Source organism: Magnetospira sp. QH-2, assembly GCF_000968135.1.
Lineage (GTDB): Bacteria > Pseudomonadota > Alphaproteobacteria > Rhodospirillales > Magnetospiraceae > Magnetospira.
Map to the genome: position 1 here is coordinate 1,529,586 of NZ_FO538765.1, position 25,627 is coordinate 1,555,212.

Genomic DNA, 25,627 nt, shown 5'->3' on the forward strand with positions numbered 1-25,627 from the left:
ATCGTGATTGTCCTGTTCACCGACTTCGGCCTGACCGGTCCCTATACGGGGCAGGTCAAGGCCGTTTTGGCGCGTCTGGCACCCGGGATCCCGGTGATTGATCTGTTTGCCGATGCTCCCACCTGCGACCCCCGTCGATCCGCCTATCTGCTGGCCGCCTATGCCGGGGAATTGCCTTTGGGCACGACCTTTGTCTGTGTGGTCGATCCGGGTGTCGGCGGTGCCCGAAAGCCGGTGATCCTGCGGGCCGAAGGGCGGACGTTTGTCGGTCCGGACAATGGGTTGATGGAAATTGTCGCGCGCCGGGCCGGAGCAGAGGCTGTTTGGTCAGAGATTCTCTGGCGTCCTGAGTCCTTGTCTTGCTCCTTTCATGGCCGCGATCTGTTTGCGCCGGTGGCCGCATCCCTGGCCCTTGGCAAAAGCGTGAATACAAGAGACCAGATGCCGACCCCTTGCGATTCCTGGCCCGATGATCTTGCCGAAGTGATCTATGTGGATGTCTATGGCAATGCCATGACCGGTTTGCGGGGAGAGGCGCTCGCCGGCGGGGCGCGATTGTTGGTTTCCGGAAGGATACTGGATGGGGCCTATACTTTCTCGGACCTTCCGCCCGGAGGTGCATTCTGGTATGTAAATTCTAATGGGTTGGTGGAGATTGCCGTCAACCAGGGGCGTGCCGACCGGGAACTGGGGATTGCCGTCGGATCACAGATTGAAATATCGGGCTAGCACATGAGGCCGAAATAGAATGCGGATCAAATTTTGGGGCACCAGAGGCAGCATCGCTTGCCCATCACCTCACCACGTACGCTATGGCGGCAATACCAGTTGTCTGGAAGTGGATACCGGTGAGCATTTGGTCATACTGGATGCCGGAACCGGCATTCGTCCGCTTGGTACCGACCTGCTGGGGCGTGGCGTGGGGGCGGCCCAAATTCTGCTGACCCATACCCATTGGGACCATATCAACGGGTTTCCGTTTTTTGCGCCTGCCTATATCCCCACCGGCGACTTCCATGTGCTGGCCGGGCATCTGACCGCGCAGGGCGGAATCGAGCATGTGTTTGATCGGCAGATGGCGGATCCGACCTTTCCGGTACCCCTGGCGGCCATGCAGTCCAATCCCAAGTTCGAGGATTTCACTGCAGGGGACAGCCTGGATTTGGTGCCGGGCGTAAAAGTCCGCACCTGTCCGCTGAATCACCCAAACGGTGCCACGGCCTATCGAATCGACTGTGGCGGACAATCCCTGTGCTACATCACCGACACGGAACATGTACCAGGCACCCATGACCAGCATATCCTGTCATTGATCGAAGGGGCGGACCTGGTGGTCTATGACAGCACCTACACCGAGGAGGAATTCCCCAGCAAGGTCGGTTGGGGGCATTCCACCTGGAACGAAGGCATGGCGTTGTGCAAGTTGGCCGGAGCGAAAAAACTCGGCATCTTCCATCACGATCCAGGCCATGAAGATGATTTCATGGACAAGCTTGGCGCCGAGGCCGAGGCCCAATGGCCGGGCCATGTCGCGGTTTGCCGGGATTTCATGGAAATCGTACTGGATTGACACCGTCGATTATTGTGGTGCGGTCTTCAGGTCCATGCGCTCGCCGCCCGGATCGATGAAGTCCTTTGTTTCCATGCGATCTTGCAGATTCTTCCGCTGCTCCAGCGAAGCCGGGAAAATGCGCGCCAGAACGCGGCGGTTCTGGGCCATGTTTTCTGGGATTGGGGCGCCATCGGCGGTGCGATTGGGGACTTTCGGGCGGGTCTCGCCAAAGCCGGCCACTTTCAATCGCTGCGGATCCAGTCCCAGCTTGATGAACAGCCGAACCACCCCGGCGGCGCGCGCGGTGGAAAGCTCCCAGTTGGAAGGATATTTGGCGGTGCTGATGGGGTCGTCGTCGGTGTAGCCTTCCATCTCGACGATGTAGGTCGCGTAACGGGGCTCGGCCAGTTTCTCGGCGACTTTGGCCAGCAGGGGAATGGCTTGTTTGCGGATCTCCGCCGAGCCGGGCTTGTAGAAGGCCGAACTGGCGAATTCCAGCACGATGCCCTTGTCGTCCTCGCCAATCTCGACGGCTTCTTCAGCGCTTTGTTGATAGACGATGTCGCTCATGTCCATCTTGAGAATTTTGGTCGAGCTCTGGGCGTCGGCCTTGCCCATGCCGATCTCGTTTTTGATCCCGGCAGCCACTTTCTCGAAGGTCGGAATATCAATCTTGGAGAACGATACCAGCATGACGAAAAAAGCCATCAGCAAGGTGATGGCATCGGCATAAGTCGCCAACCAGGCCTCGTCTTCCGGCTCTTCTTGCTTTGGCGGCGGGATCGGCATATTAGCGCTTCATCTTGTCGATGTTGAAGTGGATCGAAGGATCCAGGAAGCTGTTCATACGGTCTTGAATGGCGCGCGGGCTCTTCCGATCCGCCAGCATGACCAAACCTTCGGCAATCAGATAATTGCGGAAGCGGACAATTTCTTCACGCTGTTTGACCTTGATGCCCGCAGGGATGAAAATCAGTCGCGCGAACAGCACGCCGTATAGGGTGGTGATCAAGGCCACTGACAGGCCCGGGCCAAGGGCCGAAGGATCCGAGCCCATCTTGCCCAGCATGATGATCAGCCCGACCAAGGTCCCGATCATGCCGCAGGCCGGTGCGGTGCCGCCCATGCTTTTCAGAATGTCGGCGGGAACCGTGTTGCGGATAAAGGTGGATTCAATGGCATTGGTCATGACCTCGCGCACTTCGGCGCCCGTATAGCCGCTGATGACCATTTCCACCCCATAGGCCAGAAGCTTGTCGCTACGCTTGAGCTTGGGGATCTCCTTTTCCACCGCGCCGAGGCCGTTTTTCTGTACTTCGTAGCCCCACTTGATGACCCGGCCCACTTCAGACTTCAGGATGTTGCGGCCGATGCGCGGCGCAAACACAATGCGGTAGAGGAGTTTAAGGGACAGAGTGACGTATCGGGCTTCAAAGGAAATGAAGGTGGCGGCGAGGGTGAGGCCGACCACCATGACAAAGCTGGCCAGATCCATAAAGACCGTTGGGTCGTCGGTGCTGACGGCGATGGCGCCAATGAAAAGGCCAAAGCCGAAAAGTACCCCGAGGATCGTTCCGATCGACATGCTGTGATCCCGCTGCTCGTTGCCGCCACCCCGAAGGGAGGCCCTCCCAATCCAACTTAAGCTTTAGTCTACAGTAATTTATTTTCAGTTAAAGGGGGGAACTGACAAGCATTTAGCGCTCGCGGAAGGCTTCGTGGCGCAGTTTTAGGACCGGCTTGACCAGATAGTCGAGCACCGACTTTTCGCCGGTATGGATATCCACCGTGGCTTCCATGCCCGGTGTAATGGGCAACTGGCCCTCCATCTCGCCAAGCCAGGTTTTGTCAGTCTTGACCACCACCTGGAAATAGGTTTCGCCGGTATTTTGGTCGGTGCTGGAATCGGGTGCCACTTGAACGACCGACCCGTCCAGGCCGCCGTAGCGGACGAAGTCATAGGTGGAGATCTTCACCACCGCCTTTTGGCCGACCTGCACATAGCCGACGTCCGTGGGTTGCATGCGCGCGTCCACCAGAAGCTTGTTGCCCGAGGGAACGATTTCCATGATCGCCTCGCCCGGTTTCACCACGCCGCCGATGGTGTGGTAGCGCATGTTCTTGACGATCCCATTGATGGGGCTCTTGATCTCGGCGCGGGTATTCTGGTCGGTGGCCTGGATCAAGACTTCCCGGATACGGGCGATATTCTGTTCCTCGGCCCCCAAGGATTCCTCGGCCTCGCGCAGAAAGCTGTTGCGGACTTCCTGCATGCGGTCTTCGGCTTCCTGGACCGCTGCCCGGGCGCGGGGGATGGCCGGTTTGAGGCTCATCAACTCGCCTTCGAGGCTTTCCACTTCCGCTTCCAGCTCCAGATGTTCCATACGGGCGGTGAGCTTCTTGGCCAACAGGTTCGTGGACATTTGAAAACGTTCCCGGGCCAGCCGCAGGTTGTGGGCGGTGGCGCGTTGTTTGGCTTCCAGTTCCTCCACTTCCAACGCACGCTGCTTCTTTTGCTGGCCCAAGACCCGCATGGAAGAGCCCAGTTCCACCTGACGAGCGGTATAGGCGCGTCGTTCCTGGGCCACCAGGGTCGGGCGTCGTTCGGCGACGGCCAGGGGGAAATCCAATTCTTTCTGATTGACCTCGGCGATGAGCCGGGCTCGGGCCAGAAAATGGCCGTCCAGGCGGACCTGCAATTCTTCGCGGTTCACGCCGGAGGTGGCCAGATCCAGCTGTACCAGCGGATCGCCTTCCTTGACATGGGCACCTTCAGTGACGTGGATGGCTTGCACGATGCCGCCTTCCAAATGCTGGATAACCTTGACCTTGCCCTGTGGCACCACTTCACCCATGGCTACGGCCACTTCGTCCAGTTGGGCAAAATTGGACCATACAACGCCGCCGCCAAGGAAGATCATTACCATCCAGGCAATCGGGCGCCAGGTGGGGATAGGGCGGGCCTTGGCCAGATGATCCAGGCGGCTCATGACGGGGCTCCCTTGGTGGGAGTGGACGGTTGAGTCGGAGCCGCCGGTTTTGCGGCTGGCTTGGGTGTTGCCGTCGGTTGGGCGGGAGCAGTCTTCAAGGCTGCCGGGGCGGGGCCACTGGGCGCGGCGGCGCGGCCTTGCCCCCCGAACAGACGCGGCAGAATTTCCTTGGCCGGACCGGCAATGGCCACGCGTCCTTTGTCCAGGGCGATCAAATTGTCGCATGCGGACAACAGCACCGGGCTGTGGGTCACCAAAATAATGGTGTGATCCTTGGACAGTCTCTTGAGGGTGGATTTCAGTTCCTCTTCCGCCTGCCGATCAAGGCTGCCGGATGGTTCATCAAACAACAATACCGCCGGATCACCGATCAAGGCGCGGGCGATGGCCATGCGCTGCCGCATGCCGCCGGATAGACGCCGACCGGCCTCGCCGATCTGGCTGGCATAACCATCGGGCAGATCAACGATGACATCATGTACCCCGGCGGCCTGCGCGGCGGAGACAATCTCTTCGTCCGTGGCATCGGGATAGCGATGGATGATGTTGTCTCGCACGGTTCCGGCGAACAGCACCAATTCCTGCGGCACATAGCCGACCCAGGAGGCGATCTCGCTACGGCTAAACTGGGCAATATCCGCATCGTCTAGCAGCACTCGGCCTTCCGCGGGTTTGTACAGCCCCTGCGCCATCTTGATCAGCGTTGTCTTACCCGATCCGTTGCGGCCCACCAGGGCATGCATGCCATTGGCGGTGATGGTCAGATTGACCTTGTCGAGTACCGCCGCCGAATCCTGTCCATAGCGGAAGGTGACATTCTCGAATTGGACCTTGCCGTTGGGGCGACCCATGGAAACTTCGCTCTCCTGGCGGTCGCTCTCGCTCGCAAAAACCTTCCCCAGGCGCTCCACCGATTGCTTGAACGTGGCATAGCCGCGCCAGGTATTCACCAACTGGTTCAGCGGGCCGATGATGCGGCTGGACAGCATGTTGGTGGCGATCAGCGAGCCAATGGTCAGTTCCTGATCGATGATGGCGATGGCGCCGACAGTAGTCATCATCACCGTGGTGCCCATGGTCAAAGTCGTGGCGAGCGAGGTAAAGGAATCGGTCTTGTGTCCGCGTTCGATGGAGCGCTCGATGTTGTCCGCATGGGCGTCTTCCCACACCGGCTTCATGGCCCGCTCCAAGGCCAGGGCCTTGACCGTGGTTCGTCCGGCGATGATCTCGGCGATCAGTCCATCGCGGTTCAGGCTGGTCTTGCGTTCCTCTGTGTTGGCCGCGTTGAGGACCGCGCCCGAACGCCAAGCCACCAGTAGAAAGACCGGCAAAATCATCAACAAAACCCAGGCGATGGGCCAGGCGATGACGCAAATCAGCCCTAAAAACAGCACAACGAATGGCAAATCGGTCAGCAATACCGCCGATGCGCCGGACAGAGTGTTGCGCACCACATCCACGTCTCGGAACAGCGATTGCCAGAATGATCCCGGCTGGGTCTCCAAGTGCTGTAGGGGTAGGGCGGTCATTTTGTCGAACAAATGGCGGCCCACCTGCACATCGACCTTCAAGGCCACGGTCTGCATGACCCGGGCGCGGGAATTGCGAATCAGATAATCGAACAGCAGCACCAGTCCCATGCCGATGCTCAGACCCTGCAGAGTGGTCATGCCGGCATGGAAGACCACCCGGTCGTAAATCTGTAGCACGAACACCGGGACCGCCAAGGCCAACAAGTTGATGAAGAAGGACATCATCAGCACTTCGGAGAACGTGCGCTTGAGTGGCTTCAGAATATACCGAATCCAGGCGGTGGGGCCTTCGGCTTTGGTGCTGGCTTCAAACGGATTGGTCATGGGCCTGTCGCATCTCCGATGAATGGATTGGCAGTATAGTACCGACTTTAGCGCCGTTGCTAGAACCCTTCGAGGGCTCCCTTGCAGGAAAATCCTGTGCTAGACTGATCGAAACCGGGAACGGATCGAAAATATCGGGGATCGTGGGCATGGACATGGCGACCGAAGACGGTAAGGAAGCGGTCAATACCGCGCCAGAGAATGACGAAAAGAAGAAGAAACGCAAGTTCCGCCTGATCTTCGGATTGGAGCGCTGGTTCGGTTTTTTCCTGCTGATCGGCTTGGTGGCATTGCGAGTCTGGGATCCTTATCCGGTGGAAGTGTTCCGGGTGAAGGTCTTCGACATGTATCAGAAGTTCCATCCGCGCGAGATTCCGCCTGCGGATCAAAAGCTGGTCACCATTGTCGATATCGATGAGGAAAGCCTGGCCGAGATTGGACAGTTCCCCTGGGACCGGGTCACCGTCGGCACGATGATCGCCAATCTTGCCAACATGGGCGCCGTGTTGACCGCCTTCGACATCGTGTTTGCGGAACAGGACCGGATGAATCCCGATTCGGTGGCCGAAACCCTGGTTACCCTCGACGAGGAAACCAAGGCCAAAATCCGTGAACAACCCAGCAATGATGAACTCATGGCCGGGGTCATGAAGCAGACCAAGGTGATCGTGGGATATGCCGGATACTGGGAGGAAAAAGAGGAAGACGCCCTGAGGCCGCCCTTGGCCAAGTCCGTGGCGATCCGGGCCTTGTCGAAGGGAGCCGAGGAAAACCTCTGGCAGTTGCCTCACTATGTTTCTTTGGTGCGCAACATTGCGGTCTTGGAAGAAGCCGCAACCGGTTTCGGGGTGTTCTCGCTGGTGCCGGAAGTTGATGGCGTGGTACGGCGGGTGCCCACCGTGTTCCGGTATGGCGAGGGGAATGCCACGCTCAATTCCTTGAGTGTGGAAATGATGCGTGTGGCCACCGGGCGCTCCACCGTCTTTCTGACCCTTGATGCGGACGGCGTGCAAAAAGTGGGTATTGCCAAGGGATTTGAGCTGCCGACCGATTCCCGGGGCAGGGTCTGGCCCTATTTCTCCAAACACGACAAATCTAAATACGTATCGGCGCGTGACGTGCTTTCGGGGACCGTGGACCCGGCGATGATCCAGGGGAAATTGATCCTGGTCGGGACCTCTGCGGTGGGCTTGCGAGACATCCGGCAAATTCCCACCGAGCGAGATATTCCCGGAGTGGAAGTTCACGCCCAGGTGATCGAGGTGGCGACCACCAAACAGTTCCTCAAGCGTCCCGGTTACCTTTATGTGGTCGAGATGACGGTGATGTTTGTCACCGGACTGCTGATGGTCATCCTGGTGCCCTTGGTTGGCGCCCGTTGGACCCTGTCCCTGTTCGTCTTCATTGCCGGTTCTACCGCCGCTGCGGCCTGGTATTTGTTCACCGAGCAATTGGTCCTCTATGACGCCTTCTATGGCATGGCTGCTGTGTTGGTGCTCTACACGTCCTTGACCTATCTCAGCTATGCCCGCGAGGAGGCGCAGCGACGTCAGGTGCGCGAGGCCTTTTCCCATTATCTGTCACCGGACATGGTGACCAAGCTGGCCGAGGATCCCGATCAGTTGCAATTGGGTGGCGAGTTGCGCGATTTGACCGTTATGTTCTCCGATATTCGCGGCTTCACCACCCTGTCGGAGAAATTTGACGCCCAGGGTCTGACGGTGCTGATTAATAAGCTGCTCACGCCGCTGACCAACATTGTTCTCGAACACAAAGGGACGGTGGACAAGTACATGGGCGACTGCATCATGGCCTTCTGGAACGCCCCGCTGGACGATCCGGAGCATGCCAAAAACTGCATCAAGTCTGGCATGGTGATGAACGCCGCCATGGATGACATCAATGCCAAGCTGCGGGGGGAGTTCGAGGCCGAGGGCAAGACCCATGACGACTTGAAAATGGGTATTGGCATCAATACCGGCGATATCGTGGTCGGCAATATGGGATCGGATCTGCGCTTCGACTATTCCTGCCTGGGGGATAGCGTGAACTTGGGATCGCGCCTGGAAGGCCAGTCCAAGACCTATCGGGTGGACATTGTTCTCGGCGAGAATACGGTGGCTCAGGTGGATGATCTGCCGATCCTGGAAATGGACCTGATCAAGGTGAAGGGTAAGAAAGAGGCCGTCCGCGTCTTTACCTGCATCGGGCACGAGGATGTCTTCGAAAGCCAGAACTTCAAGGATCTCAAAGAGACCCATGATGCCTTGCTGGCGGCATACCGAAGCCAGCAATGGGCCGAAGCCCGCGCACTGTTGGCCAAATGCCGCGAACAAGCCGCCGAGTACAATTGTCTGGGCTTCTATGATTTGATGGAAGAGCGTCTCGACCAGTTTGAAGCGGCCCCGCCGCCCGCCGATTGGGATGGTGTGTTCGTGGCAACGAGTAAATAGGGACCCTCTTCCGCTTGGTAGGAGGATAGTGCCGATGAGTTTGCGGTCAGGGAACGCGCCCGCTTGGCGGAGACTGCTCACACGCCGCCGCTTTTTGGCTGGCGGTCTGTTGACGGTGGCCGGCGTCACCTTGCCGCGGACCATGACCCTTGGCGCGCCCGCCGCGCCGTTGACCCGCGCCATTCCATCCAGCGGCGAGCCGATACCGATGATCGGCATGGGCAGTTGGCGAACCTTCAATGTGGGCCGCGACGAAAACCTGCGCCGCAAGCGTCTTGAAGTTCTTCGGACCTTTTTCCAGTTGGGCGGAGGGATGATCGATTCTTCGCCCATGTATGGATCGTCGGAAGAGGTTATCGGCTGGGGCCTTCGACAGCTGAAGGGGGAGCCACCACTCCTCTCGGCGACCAAGGTCTGGACCCGGGGCCGGGACCGGGGAATCGCCGAAATGGAAACCTCTCGAACTCTCTGGGGCGTCGACCGATTTGACCTGATGCAGGTCCACAATCTGCTGGATTGGGAGATTCATCTGCAAACCCTGTTTGCCATGAAGGCAGAGGGGCGCTTGCGGTATGTGGGGATCACCACATCCCACGGGCGGCGCCATGATGAGCTGGCACAAATCATGGAGACCCAGCCCATCGACTTCGTGCAGTTGACCTACAATATCATGGACCGCGAGGTGGAAGACCGGCTGTTGCCTTTGGCTGCGGAGCGGAAAATCGCAGTGATTGCCAACCGGCCCTTTGATCGAGGGAGCCTGTTCGACTTTGTCGAGGGCAATGCTTTGCCTGCCTGGGCATCCGAGTTCGATTGCACCAATTGGGCCCAGTTCTTCCTGAAATTCGTGATTTCCCACCCCGCACTTACCTGCGCCATTCCCGCCACGTCACAGGTGGATCATATGGGTGAGAACATGGGGGCCGGGGTTGGCCGTCTGCCGAGCGCTCAAATGCGCAAGCGCATGATCCGCCATATGGAAGATCTGTAGGTGGTTCCCTATACGGTCGAGGTCCTTGTCAGCCTCTTCGGGCGCTACAATGAAACCTTGTGGCCAGCAGGGGTTGTTGCTCCAATCATCGCGGTCCTTTTGACGGGGCTGCTTTACAAGGGTGGCCTGCGAGGGCTGCGGATGATGCTTGTTGGCCTGGCGGTCGGATGGGCTGTGACCGGCGGAGCGTTTCATTGGTTGTGGATGTCTGAATTATCCTGGGGAGGCGTCTGGATCGGGGCGTTGTTCCTGGTTCAATCGGCCATCCTGTTGTGGGTCGCGGTGACACTATCGGCGCGTTCGACGGCGCCGGTCCATACCTGGCAAAGCGTCGCCGGTTGGATCGTTATACTCTTGGGGGCCTTGGGATACAGTCTCGCTGCGGCTTGGGGGCCATTTGGTTGGGCGGCCATGCCCATCGTGGGGGTGGCGCCGCTTCCGACCACATTGCTGACATTCGGCGTTCTGGTGCTGCATTCACCAAGACTGGGGGTCATTCCCGGAGTCCTACCGAGTCTGTGGGCGGTATTCACCGCGATGGAAGCCTGGTCCCTGCCTCTCTATCCCGACCTGCTTCTTCCGGCCGGTGCCCTACTTTGGGGGGGCGTTATCCTTGGGGGGCAAATCATTCCCGCCCTAAAAAGACCAACGCAATCAGCTCAATAAACCCCTTGTTGCCGGGCGGATTTGGAAGGGGGCAGGTCTGCGAATAAACCGTTCACCCCGGCCCGTAGCCGGTCCATTTCCACGTCCTGCATTTCCCTGTCACGGCGGGCTTCGGCGATGCGCAGATCAGCCATGCAGGCTTTCTGGGAGAAACGCTTTTCCTGGCAATTGCGATTGAGGTCCCGAAAAGCCTGTTCCCATCGCCAAGCCACCTCGAAACGTTTTTTATCGAAAAACGTATCGCGGGCTTCCAGGCTGGCGAAATGGCCCTTGGGCGTGGTCATCGGGGATATGCCGGTCGTGGAGGACAGGGGCGCGGTGGCACTGGTTTCTGCTAAGGGGGTTCCTGCATCCTTTGGCGTCGTGGTGGGCGCCTGATCGGGCGAGTGCCAGGTTTCACCGGGGCCCGGCACCTCATGGAGCGCGACGTCGAATTCGGTGGGATAGATCTGACCAGCTCCCCGGCCCAGATCAATGGCGGCCCCGATGATGCCACCGAAAATTAGATTGCCGAATATCCAGCCATCCATGGAAGTATCCAATTGGGCGGTGGTCATCTGGTATCCGTCGGCTTGGCAAGCGATGGTCACGGGTGCGGCATTGGCCGGCATGGTCACGCTGCTCGGCGTGACAATGGAGCGTTGGAAATTGTGCCCACTCAGATCACAGGCCGCTTGGGCCGGCTTGGAACGGATGTAAGTGGTAGAATCATTGTCGCTGACAATACTGGCGCAACCGCCAGCTTGTAGCAGTGCCACAGCCAAGAACGGCTTTAATACACGCATTCCATGCCCCCCCCTCGCAACATTTCGCTAAATAGGATTGTGCCTATTGCGATTAATGTCAATAGGAGCATCCGAATGGGGCAGGCTCGCCTTGAGAGACGGAGTGTTTCGATCAAACAGGTATCTGGGGGCGGGTTAGTTGTCCAGGTTCTGCATGGTCAGGCGACCCATGCCATAGAGCAGGTTATAGACCGCCATCTTGGTATCGTAGTTGGCGATCACCTTTTCCAATTGCGCCAGATAGACGTCGCGCTCGGCATCCAGCACATTCAATACATCCTCGGCCCCTTCCTCGCGCAACTCGCGGGTGGAATCGAAAACTTCCTGGGCGATGACAACCGCATTGTCGAGAATTTCAAGACGCTCGCGGGATGTCTGTAGTTCGTGCCAGGCAATCTTCACCTGCTCCTCGACCTTGCGAATCACATAGTCGAGATTGTCCTTGGCAGCGCCGTAATCGGCGGCGGCCCCGGCCACGCGGGCGCGGGTGGCAAACCCATTGAAGACTTCCCAACTGGCTTCCACCATGACCGAGATGTCGCGCCGGATGCCAATTACAACGTTGTTGTCTTTCTCGTAATTGGCGGCACCGACCAGATTGACCGTAGGCAGGTAGGCAGCGGCCTGGGTCGTTTTATTTTCAGCCGCGATTTCGATCTGGGCGTTGCCTGAGGACACCGAGGGGTTTTCGCCCTGAGCAATGTCGATGGCTTCTTCCAACGTTGGTGGCAGCAGATCAAGTGGCGGTTCCGGGTCGATCATGGTACCGATCTCGGGAGCCTTATCGAAAGTCTGATAGAACTTGGCGAAGGCCTCTTCCTGCAATCTCTGAAACTCGACCAGACGGCGGCGAGCGTCCTTCAGATGGGACTTGGCCCTCAGGACATCCAAAGAGATGCCGGATCCACGCTGTACGCGTTCATCTTCCAGTTCCGCTTGTTCCTGGATGGTGGCAACGTTGGATTGGGCAATCGATACCAGTTGGCTCAGTTTGAGCACATCCACATAAGCCTTGATGCCTTCAAGAATGGTTTCCTGAGTGGTCCGTTCCGCCTCAATTCCGGAATTCAAAAGGGTATAGCGAGCCGACCGGACGGACGCGGGGAGGCTTTTATCAAATAGCTTTTGGGTGACAGTGATACCCGCTTCCTGGCGTGGCAGATCCCAAGGATCCTGATTCGTGGAGCGCCGGGTAGGGTTGTTGATATGCTCGAAGCCGTAGGTGCCGGTCAGGGCAATGGTCGGGTAGTATCCACCGAGAGCGGCCTGCAACGCTTGATCGGAAGAAGTCACCGTCTTGGTCGCGCCCAACACCTTGGGATGCTTGGTGACAAGGTCCTTGAGTTCCACGTTCAGAGGGGCCGCCACCACGGCGGTGGTGGCCAAAAGGCACGACAGCACGGACAAACCGGCCAGGGTGCGACGAACGCTATTCAAGGTGGGCCCCCTCAGTATTCTTAGAGTAATCTCAAGTGCACGCTTTCAATCTAATCAAGGCAATGGGTTACGTCAAAAGCTAATGCGACACACCCGGTTCGGGGTTCGCGTGAAATTGACTCTCGTCTCACACCGACTCAGCCTGTTTTTTCCTTTTCTTTATAGTCGCTTGAGAAAACCAGCCGAGGTGTTTTGGAGGCAGGAATGGGCTGTGGCGATTATGCAACAGCCCATTTGATTTCGTGATATTCCGCGCCTTTAAAGGACCAGTGTCAGCTCGGCGACGCCTTCGTCTTGGATGTTGCGTCGTTTGAAGCCCATGCGCTCCGTCAGTTCCAGCATGCGTTTGTTCTGCAGCATCACCTGACCGACGATTTCGCGGGTGCCCCGGGCCCGGCAATAGTTGATCATCTTGTCGAGCAGCTTCCAACCGAGTTTCTGTCCCTTGAGATCCGAGCGCACCACAATGGCGAATTCGGCCCGTTCGTTGTTGGGGTCGGTCACCGTGCGCACGACGCCCAGGGTCTCATGGCCGTGACCGCTTTCCTTGTTGCAACTGGCGATGAAGGCCATTTCCCGGTCGTAGTCGATCTGGGTCAGGCGCGCCATCTGTGAATGGGGCAGGCTGTCCACCTGTCCAAAAAAGCGGAATCGGATGTCCTCGGGCGACAGCTTGGAAATGAACTCGTGGTGTTCGGGCTCATCCTCCGGGCGGATCGGCCGCAGCAGGACTTTGGGGCCGCCGCGCAACTGGAATTCCTCTTCCAGGTTCTTGGGGTAGGGACGGATGGCCAGCCGTTGGCTTTGGTCGCCGGTATCGGCCTGAACCCGGATTCGAGCGTCCAGGGCCAGCACGCCGTTTTCATCCGAGAGCAAAGGGTTGATATCCAACTCGACGATCTCAGGGATATCCACGGCAATCTGCGAGATCTGCATCAGGACTAGGCACAAGGCATCCATGTTGACGCTTGGCCGATCCCGGTAGCCCTTGAGCAGTTTGGAGATGCGTGTCCGGGAAATCAGGTCTTGGGCCAGATTGGTGTTCAAGGGGGGCAGGGCGATGGCACGGTCACCGATCACCTCGACAGCCGTTCCGCCTTGCCCGAACAATAACACGGGGCCAAAGATCGGATCGGTGCTGACGCCGATGATCAGCTCATGGGCCCCCGGGCGGATGGCCATCTGTTGCACGGAGAATCCATGAATCTTGGCGTCCGGTATGCGTTCGCTGATTCGTGCCAGCATGTTTTCCGCCGCCCCGCGAACCGCTTCCGGTGAGTCCAGATGCAGGTCCACGCCCCCCACGTCGGATTTGTGGGAAATATCCGGCGACAGGATCTTGATGGCGACCGGGAATCCCATGCGTCGGGCAATGGAAACCGCGCCGTCTACGTCCGGGGCCACATGGGTTTCCACGGTGGGAATCCCATAGGCCGCCAGAACGGCCTTGGCCTCCGGCTCGGTGAGGATGCGATGACCATTGGCCAGCACGTTTTCCACCACCAATCGCGCGGCGGCGGTGGCTGGTTTGAACTCTTCGGGCGCCGATGTGGGCATTTCCATCAGGGTTTCCTGATTGCGGCGGTAATTGACCATATGCATGAACGCCGCGACGGCTCGGCTCGGCGTCGCATAGGTTGGGATGCCTTCTTCGGAAAAGACCTTGCGGGCCGGGGCCACGGCTTGTTCTCCGACCCAGTTGGTCAGCACGTTGGCCTTGGTTTCCTTGGCCACATCGACCACCGCGCGGGCTGCTTCGATGCTATCCGCCGTGGCGGTCGGCGCATGCATCACCAACAAGGCGTCCACCTCCTTGGCCTGGCACAGGATGCGTGACGCGTCGGCATAGCGCGAGCCGGGGGCGTCGCCAATGATATCCACCGGATTGCCATGAGACCAGGTGGTCGGGAGGACTTCGTCGAGTTTTGCCAGGGTTTCGTCGCTCAGTTTGGCCATGCGGCCACCAGACCGGATCAGGTCATCCACCGCCAACACGCCGATACCACCCCCGTTGGTCAATACAGCCAACCGCTCGCCCTTCATCTTGCGGGCGCGGGCCAGGGTTTCCACCGCCGCGAAGATCTCGCCGATATCGTCCACCCGCAGCATGCCTGCCCGTTTGAAAGCGGCGTCATAGACATCATCGGCTCCGGCGAGGGCGCCGGTATGGGAGGCCGCCGCCTGGGCGCCCTCGGCCACCCGACCGGATTTGATGACAATGATCGGCTTATTGCGGGCCGCCGCCCGACCGGCGGACATGAAATCGCGTCGTTTGTGGATTGATTCGATGTAGAGCAGGATGGCATGGGTATGAGGGTCGCTGCCGAGATAGTCGATCACATCACCGAAATCCACGTCGGCACAATCGCCCAACGAGACGAAGTGCGAAAAGCCGATATCATGGGCATAGGCCCAATCGAGCACGGCCGTACAAAGGGCGCCGGATTGGGAGACAAAGGCAATTTTGCCCGGTTTCGCGGGCAAATGGGAGAAGCTGGCATTGAGGCCGACGCCCGGGACAAGCATTCCGATGCAATTGGGCCCCAATAAGCGCATGCCATAGCGATCAGCCTTGTCTAGCATTGCGTCTTGCAGGGTCTTGTCCGGGGCGTCCGGGGAAGGCGTGCCGGACATGCCCGCCGCCACGACCACGGCGGCTCGGGTGCCGATCTGGCCCAACTGGTCAATGACGTCGGGGACCGCCGGAGCCGGTGTGAGGACAATACCCAAATCAGGCACCATCGGCAGGCTTTCCACATCAGGATAGGCCAGGACGCCTGCAACCGCTGAACTCTTCGGGTTGACCGGCATGATCGGTCCCTTGAAGCCCGCTTGAAGAAGGTTGGTCATGACCCGGGCGCCTACCGAACCTTCCCGATTCGAAGCGCCGATGACGGCAACCGAGGTGGGTTTGAATAATTGTTCGAGATTCTTTGTTGTCATTACAAACCGCCGATATTTCACAGAAGGAGACTCTGGATATAGTATATCGGCCGCTATTGTGCAACGCAACATCAATCCCGGAAGGCATGCGGTAATAACAAGAAAATATTATTTAAAATTATTTTGCATCTGCGAAATAAAATGCTCGCATTCGCTTTCGGAGGGTCATTTATGAACCGAAACGGTTTGTTTTAAGAGGGAAAGGTGAAGGCTGGAGGCGCGGACCGGACTCGAACCGGTGTTCACGGCTTTGCAGGCCGCTGCGTAGCCACTCCGCCACCGCGCCATCCGGGGTGCCTTTGAGAGGATTGGCTCCGGCGGTAGGACTCGAACCTACAACCCTGCGGTTAACAGCCGCATGCTCTACCATTGAGCTACACCGGATTATCCCATCCTGCCAGCGCGTGAACTTTGGTTGGCACCTTGTCCACGAGGCGACAGGGCACGGAACATAGAGGCTGAAAAGGGGATGGTCAAGCGCCTGTTTGCGCAAAAATCGATGGGGTGGCGCCGCTGTTTCGCGGTCTCAGCTCGGTCGCGCCGCGACAGGCGTTGTCATCCTCCGGCATGAGGATTATAAAGCCTTGTTCCAACCCAAGGAGACGAGGGCAGTAATCATGGATTTCGCGGTCGCGCGCCGGAATATGGTAGACAACCAGGTTCTGACCAACCGGGTCACGGACTCGCTGGTCATCGAGGCGATGGAAAACGTGGCGCGGGAGGACTTCGTGCCCGAACGGGCTCGTGAAGTCGCCTATATGGACGAGAGCATCTCGCTTGGCGGAGGTCGGGGTATCATGGAGCCCATGGCTCTTGCCCGCATGCTTCAGGCAGCCTCGGTGCAGTCAGGCGATGTGGTGCTCGATATTGGCTGCGGTCTCGGGTACGGCGCCGCTGTGCTGGCCCGCTTGGCGTCAACGGTCGTGGCCGTGGAAAGCGATCCGGATCTGGCGGCCCAGGCCACCAAGGTTTTGGAAACGCAAGGGGTCGATACGGTGGCCGTGGTGGAAGGCGATCTGTCACAGGGGGCCGCCAAGCAGGGGCCCTATGATGTGATCTTCGTCGAAGGCATGGTGGATGAAATCCCCTCGGTCCTCCTTGAGCAACTCGCCGAAGGCGGGCGGCTGATTGCTGTTGTGGGGACTGTTGCCGGTTTGGGTCGTGCCACCCTGGCCACGCGGAGCAATGGATTGGTCTCCAAGCGGGATCTGTTCGATATCGGGATTCCCCCCTTGCCGGGGATGGCCAAGTCCCCCATATTCCATTTATAGAATATAAGACGCTACGATCGGTCGCGCTCACGGGAACCCTTTGGGGCCCCCGCGCGACTGCTTGATCAATAAGGAAGACGTGCCTTGGACCAATCGGTTCCGTTCAATATTGACGTACATAACCTCAAGCAGTTGCTGGACGACGGTGAAGAGATTTGCATTCTCGACATTCGCGAGCCCTGGGAAACCGCCATTTGCGGTTTTGATGACAGCTTAAGAATCTCCATGCGTAACCTGCCGGAGCGCGTGGCGGAGTTACCACGCGACAAGCCGATGGTGGTGATGTGTCACCACGGCGTCCGCAGCCTGCACGCAACCCAATGGTTGCGTCATTCGGGAATCGACAATGCCATCAACTTGCAGGGCGGCATTGATGCCTGGGCCCGGCAGGTGGACCGTAACTGCGCCACCTATTGATGGAGTGGCCTGTGGTTGGTGACCTTATGGCAACGTCCGGCATCTAACGAAATTTTAACCGTTCATCAAGTACTTGGTTCTATTGTAATCGAACGTCGGTGCGGCTAATCTCCGCTGAGGAGTCTGCCTTCGGTTTTCGGGGGTTCGACATTTGGGATTGGTCGGCACGAGTCGCGAGCGGCGCTCGGTGCGAGTGGGAGTAGGCAGAATGAAACGGTTTCCGGTGGTGTTGGCGATTGCGCTGGGTCTCGCGACCCAGGGGGTATCGGCATCCGCTATGACGCTGGAAGAGGCGCTGGTGACGGCCTATGGCAATAACCCAACCTTGAAGTCGCAGCAGGCGAGCCTGCGGGCATCGGACGAATTGGTCTCGCAGGCGATCTCCAATTGGCGGCCGACGGTTTCCGTGAGTGCCAGCGCAGGTGTGGAACGAGATACGTTGAATTCGCGTTCCGGTACCCAGCGCGACCAATATCGATCGCCAAAGAGCGTCAGCGCGACTCTTTCGCAAAACCTTTATCGTGGTGGACGAACCATCGCCCAGACCAACCAGGCCGAGGCTCAGGTGCTGGGCGAGCGGGCGGACTTGACGGTTCAGGAACAAAACATCCTGCTCGACGCGGCGACCGCCTATCTCAACGTCCTGCGTGACCAGGCGGTGTTGGAGCTCAATATCAGCAATGAAAAAGTGCTGCAGCGGCAACTGGAAGCCACCCAGGATCGATTCCGGGTCGGTGAAATTACCCGTACCGATGTAAGCCAGGCCGAAGCGCGGTTGTCCGGTTCCACCGCGGATCGAATTCAGGCCGAGGGTGACCTGGAAGTCTCGCGTGCCAACTTTGCCAATGTGATCGGTCAAATGCCCGATGGCTTGGATAATCCGCCGGTCATCAGTGGTTTGCCCGAGAGCCGGGATAGTGCCATCGATATGGCATTGAAAGCCAATCCGTCTGTTTTGTCAGTGATTTATGACGAGGTTGCCGCGGGCCATAATATTGATCTTATCAAAGGTGAATTGCTGCCGACGGTAACGTTCTCGAGCACGGCCAGTCGGTCCCTGGATTCATCTTCCGAGACCTCGGCCAATAGCAATGTGGATGCCGTTGTCTCGCTGTCCGTACCGCTATATCAATCCGGTTCGGTTTACTCCCGGCTGCGCGCCGCGCGCCAGGAAGCCAGCCAACAACGCATGAATTTGGAACAGGCCCGCCGCGACGCCATTGAGAGCGCTGCCCAGGCCTGGGAAGAGCTGACTTCCGGGCGGGCCCGGATCAAATCCATCGAAGCGCAGATCAATGCCGCCGAAGTGGCCTTGGACGGCGTGCAACGGGAGGCAACCGTCGGCTCCCGAACCGTTCTGGATGTCTTGGATGCCGAGCAGGAATTGCTTGACGCCAAGGTTTCTCTGGTACGGGCGCAACGCAACGAGATGGTGGCGGTATTTAATTTGAAGGCGGCTGTCGGTCAGATGACGGTCGCGGGACTGGGGCTGCCGGTGACGTCGTACGATCCCAAGTCGCACTATGAAGAAGTGCGCGACAAGTGGTTTGGCGGCACAAGCACTGGTGATGGCGAAGGGGCGGGGACTGTCACCGGGGAGTAACCCCGTGGCTGTGTGTCCGTCCGAACTGGGAACTGAGAGAATCCGATGAGCGAAGAGGACACCGCCCAACAAGAACCGTCGATGGAGGATATTCTCTCTTCCATCCGTCGTATCCTCTCTGAAGATGGTGAGGAGGAAGAAGGCGCGGAAGAGGCTGTTGAAGCCGCGCCCGAAGCCGAACCGGAGCCAGAGGCTGAACCGGAACCCGAGCCCGAGCCGGAACCAGAGCCAGAGCCCGAACCGGAGCCAGAGCCCGAGCCGGAACCGGAAGAGTCAGAGCTGTCACAGGATGACCTGGATGCGCTGTTCGATTCGTCTGGAGACGATGCCGAGATCGATTTCGATGACGATCCGGTTGAGGAATTCGAACCGGAGCCGGAACCCGAGCCCGAGCCCGAGCCCGAGCCGGAACCAGAGCCGGAACCGGAACCGGTGTTTGAACCGGAACCCGAGCCCGTGGCACCCCCTCCGCCTCCACCGCCCGCGGCGGCACCGGATGTGTTGGAACTGACGCCGTCCATGGTGGCGCCGTCACCCGGGATCGTTTCCAATCAGACCCAGCACCGTTCCACCGATGCCCTGGCCGACTTGGCCCGCGAGTTGTTGAGCAAGCGCGACGTGGCCGTCGGTTCCCGCGATCTGACCCTCGAAGGTCTGGTCCGCGAGATCCTCAGGCCGCTGCTCAAGGAATGGTTGGATGAAAATCTGCCCTACCTGATCGAGCGCTTGGTCAAAAAGGAAATCGATCACATGATCAATCGCGCCGAACGGCTGGACCGATAAGGCGGAACAAGGTATTTCAGACAGCGTCCCCGGTGCGGATTGGGGGCGCTGTCTTTTTTTTGGGGTAAGCTGGCCATGTTGGAAAAGAATTACCGTCCCGAAGATGTCGAAAAACGGCTCTATGAAGAGTGGGAGTCCGGTGGCGCGTTCCGCTGCAATCGGGTACATGGCGAAGAAGGTGGCCTAGGCGATCCCTATGCCATCGTCATCCCGCCGCCCAACGTGACCGGCAGCCTGCACATGGGCCATGCGCTCAACAATACCATGCAGGACATCCTGATCCGCTACAAGCGCATGACCGGCGGCGATGTGCTTTGGCAGCCGGGCACCGACCATGCGGGCATCGCCACCCAGATGGTGGTCGAGCGGCAGATGGAAAAGGAAAAGCTGACTCGCCATGACCTGGGACGCGAGAAGTTCATCGAACGGATCTGGAAATGGAAGGCCGAATCCGGCGGGACCATTACCGGCCAGTTGCGCAGCCTTGGGGCGTCCTGTGATTGGGAGCGCGAACGCTTCACCATGGACGAGGGCCTGTCCCGCGCTGTGCGCAAGGTGTTCGTGCAACTGCACAAGGAAGACTTGATCTATCGTGACAAGCGTCTAGTTAACTGGGATCCGCTGTTGCATACGGCCATTTCCGACCTGGAAGTGGAACAGCGCGAGGTGCAAGGCACCATGTGGTACTTCAAGTATCCGCTGGCCGATGACCCCAGCCGCCATATCATCGTCGGCACCACCCGCCCCGAGACCATGCTCGGCGATACGGCGGTGGCCGTGCATCCCGACGACGAACGCTATACGGATCTGGTGGGCAAGGACGTGCTGTTGCCCATCGTCAACCGGCGCATTCCGATTATTGCCGATGACTATGCCGATCCGGAAAAGGGCTCCGGCGCGGTGAAGATCACCCCGGCCCATGATTTTAACGATTTCGAGGTCGGCAAAAGGGCCAAGCTGTTGGTCATCAATGTGCTTGATCGGGAAGCCGGCATTCGTGCTGACGACCTGGAAATCTGGCGCTGGGCGGAAACCGAGACCGGCGCCATGACCGTGTTGGCGGAAAAGGGTGATGACGGCAATCAACTCACCGAGCGGCTGCCCGACCACCTGCGCGGTCTGGATCGTTTCGAGGCCCGGGACGTCATTCTCAAGGACATGGAGCGCCTGGGACTGCTCGACAAGATCGAGGAAAACCCCATGACGGTGCCCTATGGGGACCGCTCCGGAGTGGTCATCGAACCGTTTTTGACCGACCAGTGGTTTGTCCGCGCCGAAGTGCTGGCCAAGCCAGCCATCGAGGCGGTGGAGCAGGGCAAGACTGTCTTCGTACCGAAAAACTGGGAAAAGACTTACTTCGAGTGGATGCGCAACATTCAGCCCTGGTGCATCTCTCGGCAAATCTGGTGGGGCCATCAAATCCCCGCCTGGTTCGGCCCCGATGAAACCATTTTCGTCGAACTGACCGAGGAAGAGGCCCACGCGGCGGCCGAAAAACATTACGGTCATCCGGTCGAATTGCAGCGGGAAACGGACGTTCTGGACACCTGGTTCAGTTCCGCCCTCTGGCCGTTCTCGACACTGGGCTGGCCGGATAAGACGCCGGAACTGGCGAAGTATTATCCCACCGATGTGCTGATCACCGGTTTCGACATCATCTTCTTTTGGGTTGCCCGGATGATGATGATGGGCCTGCACTTCATGAAGGACGTGCCCTTTCACACGGTGTACATCCATGCCCTGGTCCGCGACGAGAAGGGCCAGAAGATGTCCAAGTCCAAGGGCAATGTCATCGATCCGTTGGTGCTGGCAGAGAAATACGGCGCCGACGCCATGCGTTTCACCCTGACGGCCTTCGCCGCCCAGGGGCGTGACGTGAAGCTGTCGGAAAGCCGGGTCGAGGGCTATCGCAACTTCGTCACCAAGCTGTGGAATGCCGCGCGATTCTGCGAGATGAATGAATGCAAGCCGGTGGCCGATTTCGATCCCCGGTCCTGCTCCATGACCCTCAACAAATGGATCATCGGCAAGTTGGCGGAATGTCAACGGGATGTGGAGGCGGCCCTTGACGGCTATCGCTTCAACGAGGTGGCCGGAGCACTCTATCAGTTCACCTGGGGCACTTTCTGCGACTGGCATTTGGAATTCGCCAAGCCGGTGTTGCAAGGCGACGACGAGGCGGCTCGCGCCGAGACCCGCGCCACCACCGCCTGGGTGCTGGATAACCTGTTGCACCTGCTTCATCCGATCATGCCGTTCGTGACCGAGGAGTTGTGGCGGCAACTGGCAGAAGACCGTCCTTATAGCCTGGTAACCGGGAAATGGCCGCAGCTTGGTGGGGATTTGATCAACGCCGAGGTGGCTGCTGAGATGGATTGGGTGGTGCGCTTGGTGACCAGCATCCGCGCTGTGCGTTCGGAAATGAACGTGCCCGCCGGGGCCAAGATCGATGCCCTATTACGCAATGCCGACGACGGCTCCCAGGCACGCTTGGCGACCCACCGGGACCTGATTGAGCGGCTGGCGCGGCTGGAGAAGATCGAGACCTTGGAGGGTGACGTTCCCGACGGTTCTGTTCAGGCGGTGCTCGACGAATCGACCATCGTCTTGCCCCTGGCCAGTGTCATCGATGTGGCGCAGGAAAAGGCGCGGCTGGAAAAGGAAATGGCCAAGCTCAACGGCGATATCACCAAAGCCGACAAGAAGCTGGCCAACCCGGGTTTTCTGGCCAAGGCACCGCCGGAGGTGGTGGAGACCGAAAAGGAGCGACGCGAGGAAGCCCGTGCCGCTCGGAGCAAATTGGCCGAGGCGTTGGAAATGCTCCAAGGGGCGCTTTAAAGTCTTTCGTGTTTCATATGACCCATTGTGACCGAATTATTTTGATTTAGGGGCAGGAGTGGCCCGCAGGGTGGTCTCCGGTGGTCTCCGGTGGCCGCCCGCGGCGTCAAGCTCCCTCACCGATGCGCCGTATCGCTTTCAGGACCTTTCCTGGCGGTTCGACTCACCGGAGACCATCACAATGGGTCATATTAAGCGCGAAAGGTTTGAGGGGCGGAGTGCCTCAGTCGAAATGGCCGCTCATGGTGGCGTCGAGGGAATAGAGGGTTCGAGTGCCGAATCCCTTGATTTCCTCGTCGCCTTTTTCGGTCAGGCGGAATTCGCCACCGATGGCATCGGCCATGGGATCACAGACGGTGATATGCATGGGCGGACTGCGACGTTCCATGCGCGCCGCCAGATTCACCGCCAGGGCCGAACACGTCGTAGACATATTTGTGAACCCCGACGATGGACCCGATCACCGGACCGCTGGCGATGCCGATGCGGGCCAACCAGGCATTGGCATGGGTCTTGTTGCGTTTTTCAATGTAGCGCTGGAAGAGCAGGGCAGCCCGGGCAATGTTCGAGGCATGGTCCGGCGTGGGCTCGGGCAGGCCGGAAACGGCCATATAGGCGTCGCCCACCGTCTTGATCCGCTCGCAGCCGAATTGCTCGACGATGCGGTCGAAATTGGTGAAAATATCGTTCAGTTCCGAGACCATGGCCGCCGGGTCGTCGGCGATATCCATCTCGGTAAAGGAGACGAAATCGAGCATCAGCACCGAGGCCTCTTCGTAGCGCTGTGGGGCCGTGACGCCGAATTCCTTCAGTTCCTCGAACACCGTTTTGGGCATGATGTTGAGCAGCAGTTTCTCGGCCCGTTCCTTTTCCCTTTGCAGGTCCCGCTCGTTGCGCTCGACCATCTTGGAATAGGATTCGATCATCGATTCCAATTCCTTGATGCGCGTGGCGTTATGGACCTCGATCAAAAGGATATCGGGCGGCCCCGAAGGGACGCGGGAAATGTGCAGGATCAAGTTAAGCACCCGACGGCGGACCTTGATTTCGACGGGAATTTCCTTGTCGCTACCGGGCTCGATGCCACTGAGCAGGTTCGCCAGATCTACTTGGTTGGGCAGTTGACCCAGCGGTGCCTCGTCGGTGACCTGAAACCAGGTCTTATAGTGTTCGTTCAACAATATTGGGTCCAGGGTATCGGCATCGACTATCGCCAGTCCGATTCGGACTGTCTGCAGAAGTTGCTCACCGAATTGGCTGATATCCATTGCCGGTCCCTTAGACCATGACCACGAGGTTTTTTCGCGTTTCCATCTCGGAGCGGATGGCGGCCACGTCCGACGATTCGAAGCCGTGGTCGGCCAGGGTTGCACAGAGGATCTCGACCATTTCCTTGAAGCTTTCTTCGTCGATTTCCAGGCCCTTGTGGGCGCGGCGGAGTTGCTCGTCCGTGAACGAGGCCGGGCCACCAAGCAGGGATGAAATGAACTTGGTCTGATGATCGATCAGTTTCGGCATGTCCACGTCTTCGAAAAAATCTCCGGCCTTTTCCGAGTCCAGCATGCGGTCATAAAAATCCATGACAACCTTGTTGACGGCGGCAAATCCGCCGCAGCGTTGAAACAGGGATCGAGACATAGAGTCGTGTCTCCATTGATGAAATGAGTCGGCGGCGCCTGTCAGGCCGGTGGTATTTGACCCGCCGATCATATCATGTCCGACTATTTATCTCAGGGAAATAATCAAGGAGACTCGGGACTGCTCACGGCCTGTCGCAGGTCTTCGATACGTCGCTCGGTTTGCATCAGGCGACAAAAGGCAAGACTGGGCCCCGCTTCCGTTCCTCCGGCCGGAATCAGAGCCAGGCAGTGAGCTTCTCGATAGGCCTCCCAGGCAGCCTGGGCGTGACGATGGTAGGTACGCTCCTGTTCGCTGGATGTCGCGATTACGCGACCCCATAGGGCCTCCATGGTGTTCTCGGCCTCGCTTAGCTGATCCATGGCGCATTGCAACCGCGCCACCGGGGCATAGGATTCGGCGCAAGAATCCGCAGCGCGAGCCAAGCCTTCCGTCATGAAAACCAGAATCGCGAACATCAATAGGATCTGGTATTTAATCGGCGCCATTCTTTCACTCCCTGGCTGGCGTCAGGCTGGAAATATGACACAATGGAACCCACCAGGACATCCACTTGTGAATGACTTGAAAGGCCCGTTATGCTCGGTGCCATTGCCGGTGATATGATCGGCTCGATTTACGAGTATGCCGACCCGCCGCCAGATGGTTTTCCGCTGTTCAAAAAGGAATCGACTTATACCGACGACACGGTGATGACCATCGCGGTGGCTGATTGGCTGTTGTCGGGTGGCACAGTGGGGCCCTGTCTTCGCCGCTGGGCCCGACGCTATCCTGACGCTGGATACGGCGACCGGTTCCAAACCTGGGCTCAGGCTGATGAGGCCCCGCCGCTGAACAGCTATGGAAACGGATCGGCGATGCGGGTCTCGCCGGTGGCCTGGATTGCCAAGACCGATAGGCAATGCCTGACGCTGGCCCGAGAGTCGGCCAGGCCCAGTCATGGTCACCCTGAAGGCATCAAAGGGGCGCAGGCGGTGGCCCTGGCCCTATGGATGGCCCGGGATGGCACGAACAAGAAATCCATCCGTGCCCGGATCCAAAAAAAATTCGGCTACGACCTCTCGACCAGTGTCGCCGCCATTCGCACCGACTACGGCTATGATGTGACCTGCCAGGGCAGCGTGCCCCAGGCCCTGGTTTGTGCCTTGGAAGCGGAAAGCTATGAGCAGGCGGTGCGCAACGCTGTCTCTCTGGGGGGCGATGCCGATACGCTCGCCTGCATGGCCGGGGGAGTTGCGGAGTGCCTGTACGGGCTGCCCAAGGAGGTTGGCCAGGAAGTTCGGGCACGACTGGACAAGGACCTGGCCCGCGTTGTTGACCGGTTTATCGCTCGATACGGGCGTCCCACCCTTGGCCGCCGCCTTCGCTCCCTGTTCACGTCGTCTTGAAGCCCCGTGACCGGCG

The 25,627-nt window shown here is 58.9% G+C and carries 22 protein-coding genes and 2 tRNA genes; 11 read left to right on the forward strand and 13 right to left on the reverse strand.

Annotation, left to right across the window (positions count from 1 at the left end):
- The first annotated feature begins 3 nt into the window (after positions 1 to 3).
- A complete protein-coding gene (locus MGMAQ_RS07190; RefSeq protein ID WP_046021004.1) occupies positions 4 to 729 on the forward strand; it encodes an S-adenosyl-l-methionine hydroxide adenosyltransferase family protein in 726 nt (241 codons plus the stop codon).
- Positions 730 to 748: 19 nt separating this feature from the next.
- Complete coding sequence (locus tag MGMAQ_RS07195; RefSeq protein ID WP_046021005.1) at positions 749 to 1,570, forward strand: MBL fold metallo-hydrolase; 822 nt, start codon at positions 749 to 751, stop codon at positions 1,568 to 1,570.
- Positions 1,571 to 1,579: 9 nt separating this feature from the next.
- Here MGMAQ_RS07195 and MGMAQ_RS07200 read toward each other — a convergent pair whose 3' ends face one another.
- The 4 genes from MGMAQ_RS07200 to MGMAQ_RS07215 all read right to left on the reverse strand — a co-directional run bounded on the left by MGMAQ_RS07200 (position 1,580) and on the right by MGMAQ_RS07215 (position 6,398).
- Positions 1,580 to 2,341, reverse strand: a complete 762-nt coding sequence (locus MGMAQ_RS07200) for a flagellar motor protein MotB (protein WP_065814682.1) — start codon at positions 2,339 to 2,341, stop codon at positions 1,580 to 1,582.
- A 1-nt stretch (position 2,342) separates the two neighbouring features.
- Positions 2,343 to 3,137, reverse strand: a complete 795-nt coding sequence (locus tag MGMAQ_RS07205; RefSeq protein ID WP_046021006.1) for a motility protein A — start codon at positions 3,135 to 3,137, stop codon at positions 2,343 to 2,345.
- Positions 3,138 to 3,249: 112 nt separating this feature from the next.
- On the reverse strand, positions 3,250 to 4,542 hold the full coding sequence (locus MGMAQ_RS07210; RefSeq protein ID WP_046021007.1) for an HlyD family type I secretion periplasmic adaptor subunit: 1,293 nt from the start codon (positions 4,540 to 4,542) through the stop codon (positions 3,250 to 3,252).
- Complete coding sequence (locus MGMAQ_RS07215; RefSeq protein WP_046021008.1) at positions 4,539 to 6,398, reverse strand: peptidase domain-containing ABC transporter; 1,860 nt, start codon at positions 6,396 to 6,398, stop codon at positions 4,539 to 4,541. Before MGMAQ_RS07215 ends, MGMAQ_RS07210 begins: the two co-directional genes overlap by 4 nt.
- Before the next feature lie 149 nt (positions 6,399 to 6,547).
- On the opposite strand from MGMAQ_RS07215, the gene MGMAQ_RS07220 reads away from it, so the two are divergent.
- The 3 genes from MGMAQ_RS07220 to MGMAQ_RS07230 are packed head-to-tail and all read left to right on the forward strand — an operon-like array spanning position 6,548 to position 10,508.
- A complete protein-coding gene (locus MGMAQ_RS07220; protein WP_052716214.1) occupies positions 6,548 to 8,851 on the forward strand; it encodes a CHASE2 domain-containing protein in 2,304 nt (767 codons plus the stop codon).
- A 34-nt stretch (positions 8,852 to 8,885) separates the two neighbouring features.
- Positions 8,886 to 9,842: an aldo/keto reductase gene (locus tag MGMAQ_RS07225; protein ID WP_046021009.1), complete on the forward strand. Its 957-nt coding sequence runs from the start codon at positions 8,886 to 8,888 to the stop codon at positions 9,840 to 9,842.
- On the forward strand, positions 9,843 to 10,508 hold the full coding sequence (locus MGMAQ_RS07230; protein ID WP_046021010.1) for a DUF6064 family protein: 666 nt from the start codon (positions 9,843 to 9,845) through the stop codon (positions 10,506 to 10,508). It begins immediately after the preceding gene.
- On the opposite strand, the gene MGMAQ_RS19465 is transcribed toward MGMAQ_RS07230, so the two are convergent.
- From MGMAQ_RS19465 to MGMAQ_RS07255, 5 genes are all read right to left on the reverse strand, one after another.
- Positions 10,502 to 11,293, reverse strand: a complete 792-nt coding sequence (locus MGMAQ_RS19465; protein WP_052716215.1) for a hypothetical protein — start codon at positions 11,291 to 11,293, stop codon at positions 10,502 to 10,504. The genes MGMAQ_RS07230 and MGMAQ_RS19465 overlap by 7 nt on opposite strands.
- A gap of 135 nt (positions 11,294 to 11,428) precedes the next feature.
- A complete protein-coding gene (locus MGMAQ_RS07240; RefSeq protein ID WP_052716216.1) occupies positions 11,429 to 12,730 on the reverse strand; it encodes a TolC family outer membrane protein in 1,302 nt (433 codons plus the stop codon).
- Between the two features lie 258 nt (positions 12,731 to 12,988).
- Positions 12,989 to 15,673: a bifunctional acetate--CoA ligase family protein/GNAT family N-acetyltransferase gene (locus MGMAQ_RS07245; protein WP_046021011.1), complete on the reverse strand. Its 2,685-nt coding sequence runs from the start codon at positions 15,671 to 15,673 to the stop codon at positions 12,989 to 12,991.
- Positions 15,674 to 15,885: 212 nt separating this feature from the next.
- Positions 15,886 to 15,959 (reverse strand) — tRNA-Cys (locus MGMAQ_RS07250).
- A gap of 23 nt (positions 15,960 to 15,982) precedes the next feature.
- Positions 15,983 to 16,057, reverse strand: a tRNA-Asn gene (locus tag MGMAQ_RS07255).
- A gap of 233 nt (positions 16,058 to 16,290) precedes the next feature.
- Between MGMAQ_RS07255 and MGMAQ_RS07260 the strand changes: the two genes are divergently transcribed.
- The 5 genes from MGMAQ_RS07260 (at position 16,291) to MGMAQ_RS07280 (ending at position 22,585) form a co-directional block, all read left to right on the forward strand.
- Positions 16,291 to 16,944, forward strand: coding sequence for a protein-L-isoaspartate O-methyltransferase (locus tag MGMAQ_RS07260; protein WP_046021012.1), 654 nt, complete (start codon positions 16,291 to 16,293; stop codon positions 16,942 to 16,944).
- A gap of 84 nt (positions 16,945 to 17,028) precedes the next feature.
- Positions 17,029 to 17,361 carry a rhodanese-like domain-containing protein gene (locus MGMAQ_RS07265; protein WP_046021013.1) on the forward strand — a complete coding sequence of 111 codons (333 nt, stop codon included), beginning with the start codon at positions 17,029 to 17,031 and terminating at the stop codon, positions 17,359 to 17,361.
- 208 nt (positions 17,362 to 17,569) lie between these two features.
- Entirely contained in the window at positions 17,570 to 18,964 is a 1,395-nt protein-coding gene (locus MGMAQ_RS07270) for a TolC family outer membrane protein (protein ID WP_046021014.1), read from the forward strand.
- Positions 18,965 to 19,009: 45 nt separating this feature from the next.
- Entirely contained in the window at positions 19,010 to 19,747 is a 738-nt protein-coding gene (locus MGMAQ_RS07275) for a DUF2497 domain-containing protein (protein WP_052716217.1), read from the forward strand.
- Between the two features lie 75 nt (positions 19,748 to 19,822).
- Positions 19,823 to 22,585, forward strand: a complete 2,763-nt coding sequence (locus tag MGMAQ_RS07280; RefSeq protein ID WP_148560887.1) for a valine--tRNA ligase — start codon at positions 19,823 to 19,825, stop codon at positions 22,583 to 22,585.
- A gap of 223 nt (positions 22,586 to 22,808) precedes the next feature.
- Here the strand turns inward: MGMAQ_RS07280 and MGMAQ_RS21015 are convergent, their stop codons facing one another.
- From MGMAQ_RS21015 to MGMAQ_RS07295, 4 genes are all read right to left on the reverse strand, one after another.
- Positions 22,809 to 22,973: a hypothetical protein gene (locus MGMAQ_RS21015; protein WP_158498806.1), complete on the reverse strand. Its 165-nt coding sequence runs from the start codon at positions 22,971 to 22,973 to the stop codon at positions 22,809 to 22,811.
- Positions 22,933 to 23,853 carry an adenylate/guanylate cyclase domain-containing protein gene (locus MGMAQ_RS07285; RefSeq protein WP_052716218.1) on the reverse strand — a complete coding sequence of 307 codons (921 nt, stop codon included), beginning with the start codon at positions 23,851 to 23,853 and terminating at the stop codon, positions 22,933 to 22,935. Before MGMAQ_RS07285 ends, MGMAQ_RS21015 begins: the two co-directional genes overlap by 41 nt.
- Positions 23,854 to 23,863: 10 nt before the next feature.
- The gene (locus MGMAQ_RS07290) at positions 23,864 to 24,223 is read right to left on the reverse strand and encodes a group 1 truncated hemoglobin (protein ID WP_046021015.1); all 360 of its coding nucleotides are present in this window, start codon (positions 24,221 to 24,223) and stop codon (positions 23,864 to 23,866) included.
- 104 nt (positions 24,224 to 24,327) lie between these two features.
- Positions 24,328 to 24,711, reverse strand: coding sequence for a lysozyme inhibitor LprI family protein (locus tag MGMAQ_RS07295; RefSeq protein WP_046021016.1), 384 nt, complete (start codon positions 24,709 to 24,711; stop codon positions 24,328 to 24,330).
- A 90-nt stretch (positions 24,712 to 24,801) separates the two neighbouring features.
- Here MGMAQ_RS07295 and MGMAQ_RS07300 point away from each other — a divergent pair, with 90 nt between their 5' ends.
- A complete protein-coding gene (locus MGMAQ_RS07300) occupies positions 24,802 to 25,611 on the forward strand; it encodes an ADP-ribosylglycohydrolase family protein (protein ID WP_046021017.1) in 810 nt (269 codons plus the stop codon).
- Positions 25,612 to 25,627: the final 16 nt, after the last annotated feature.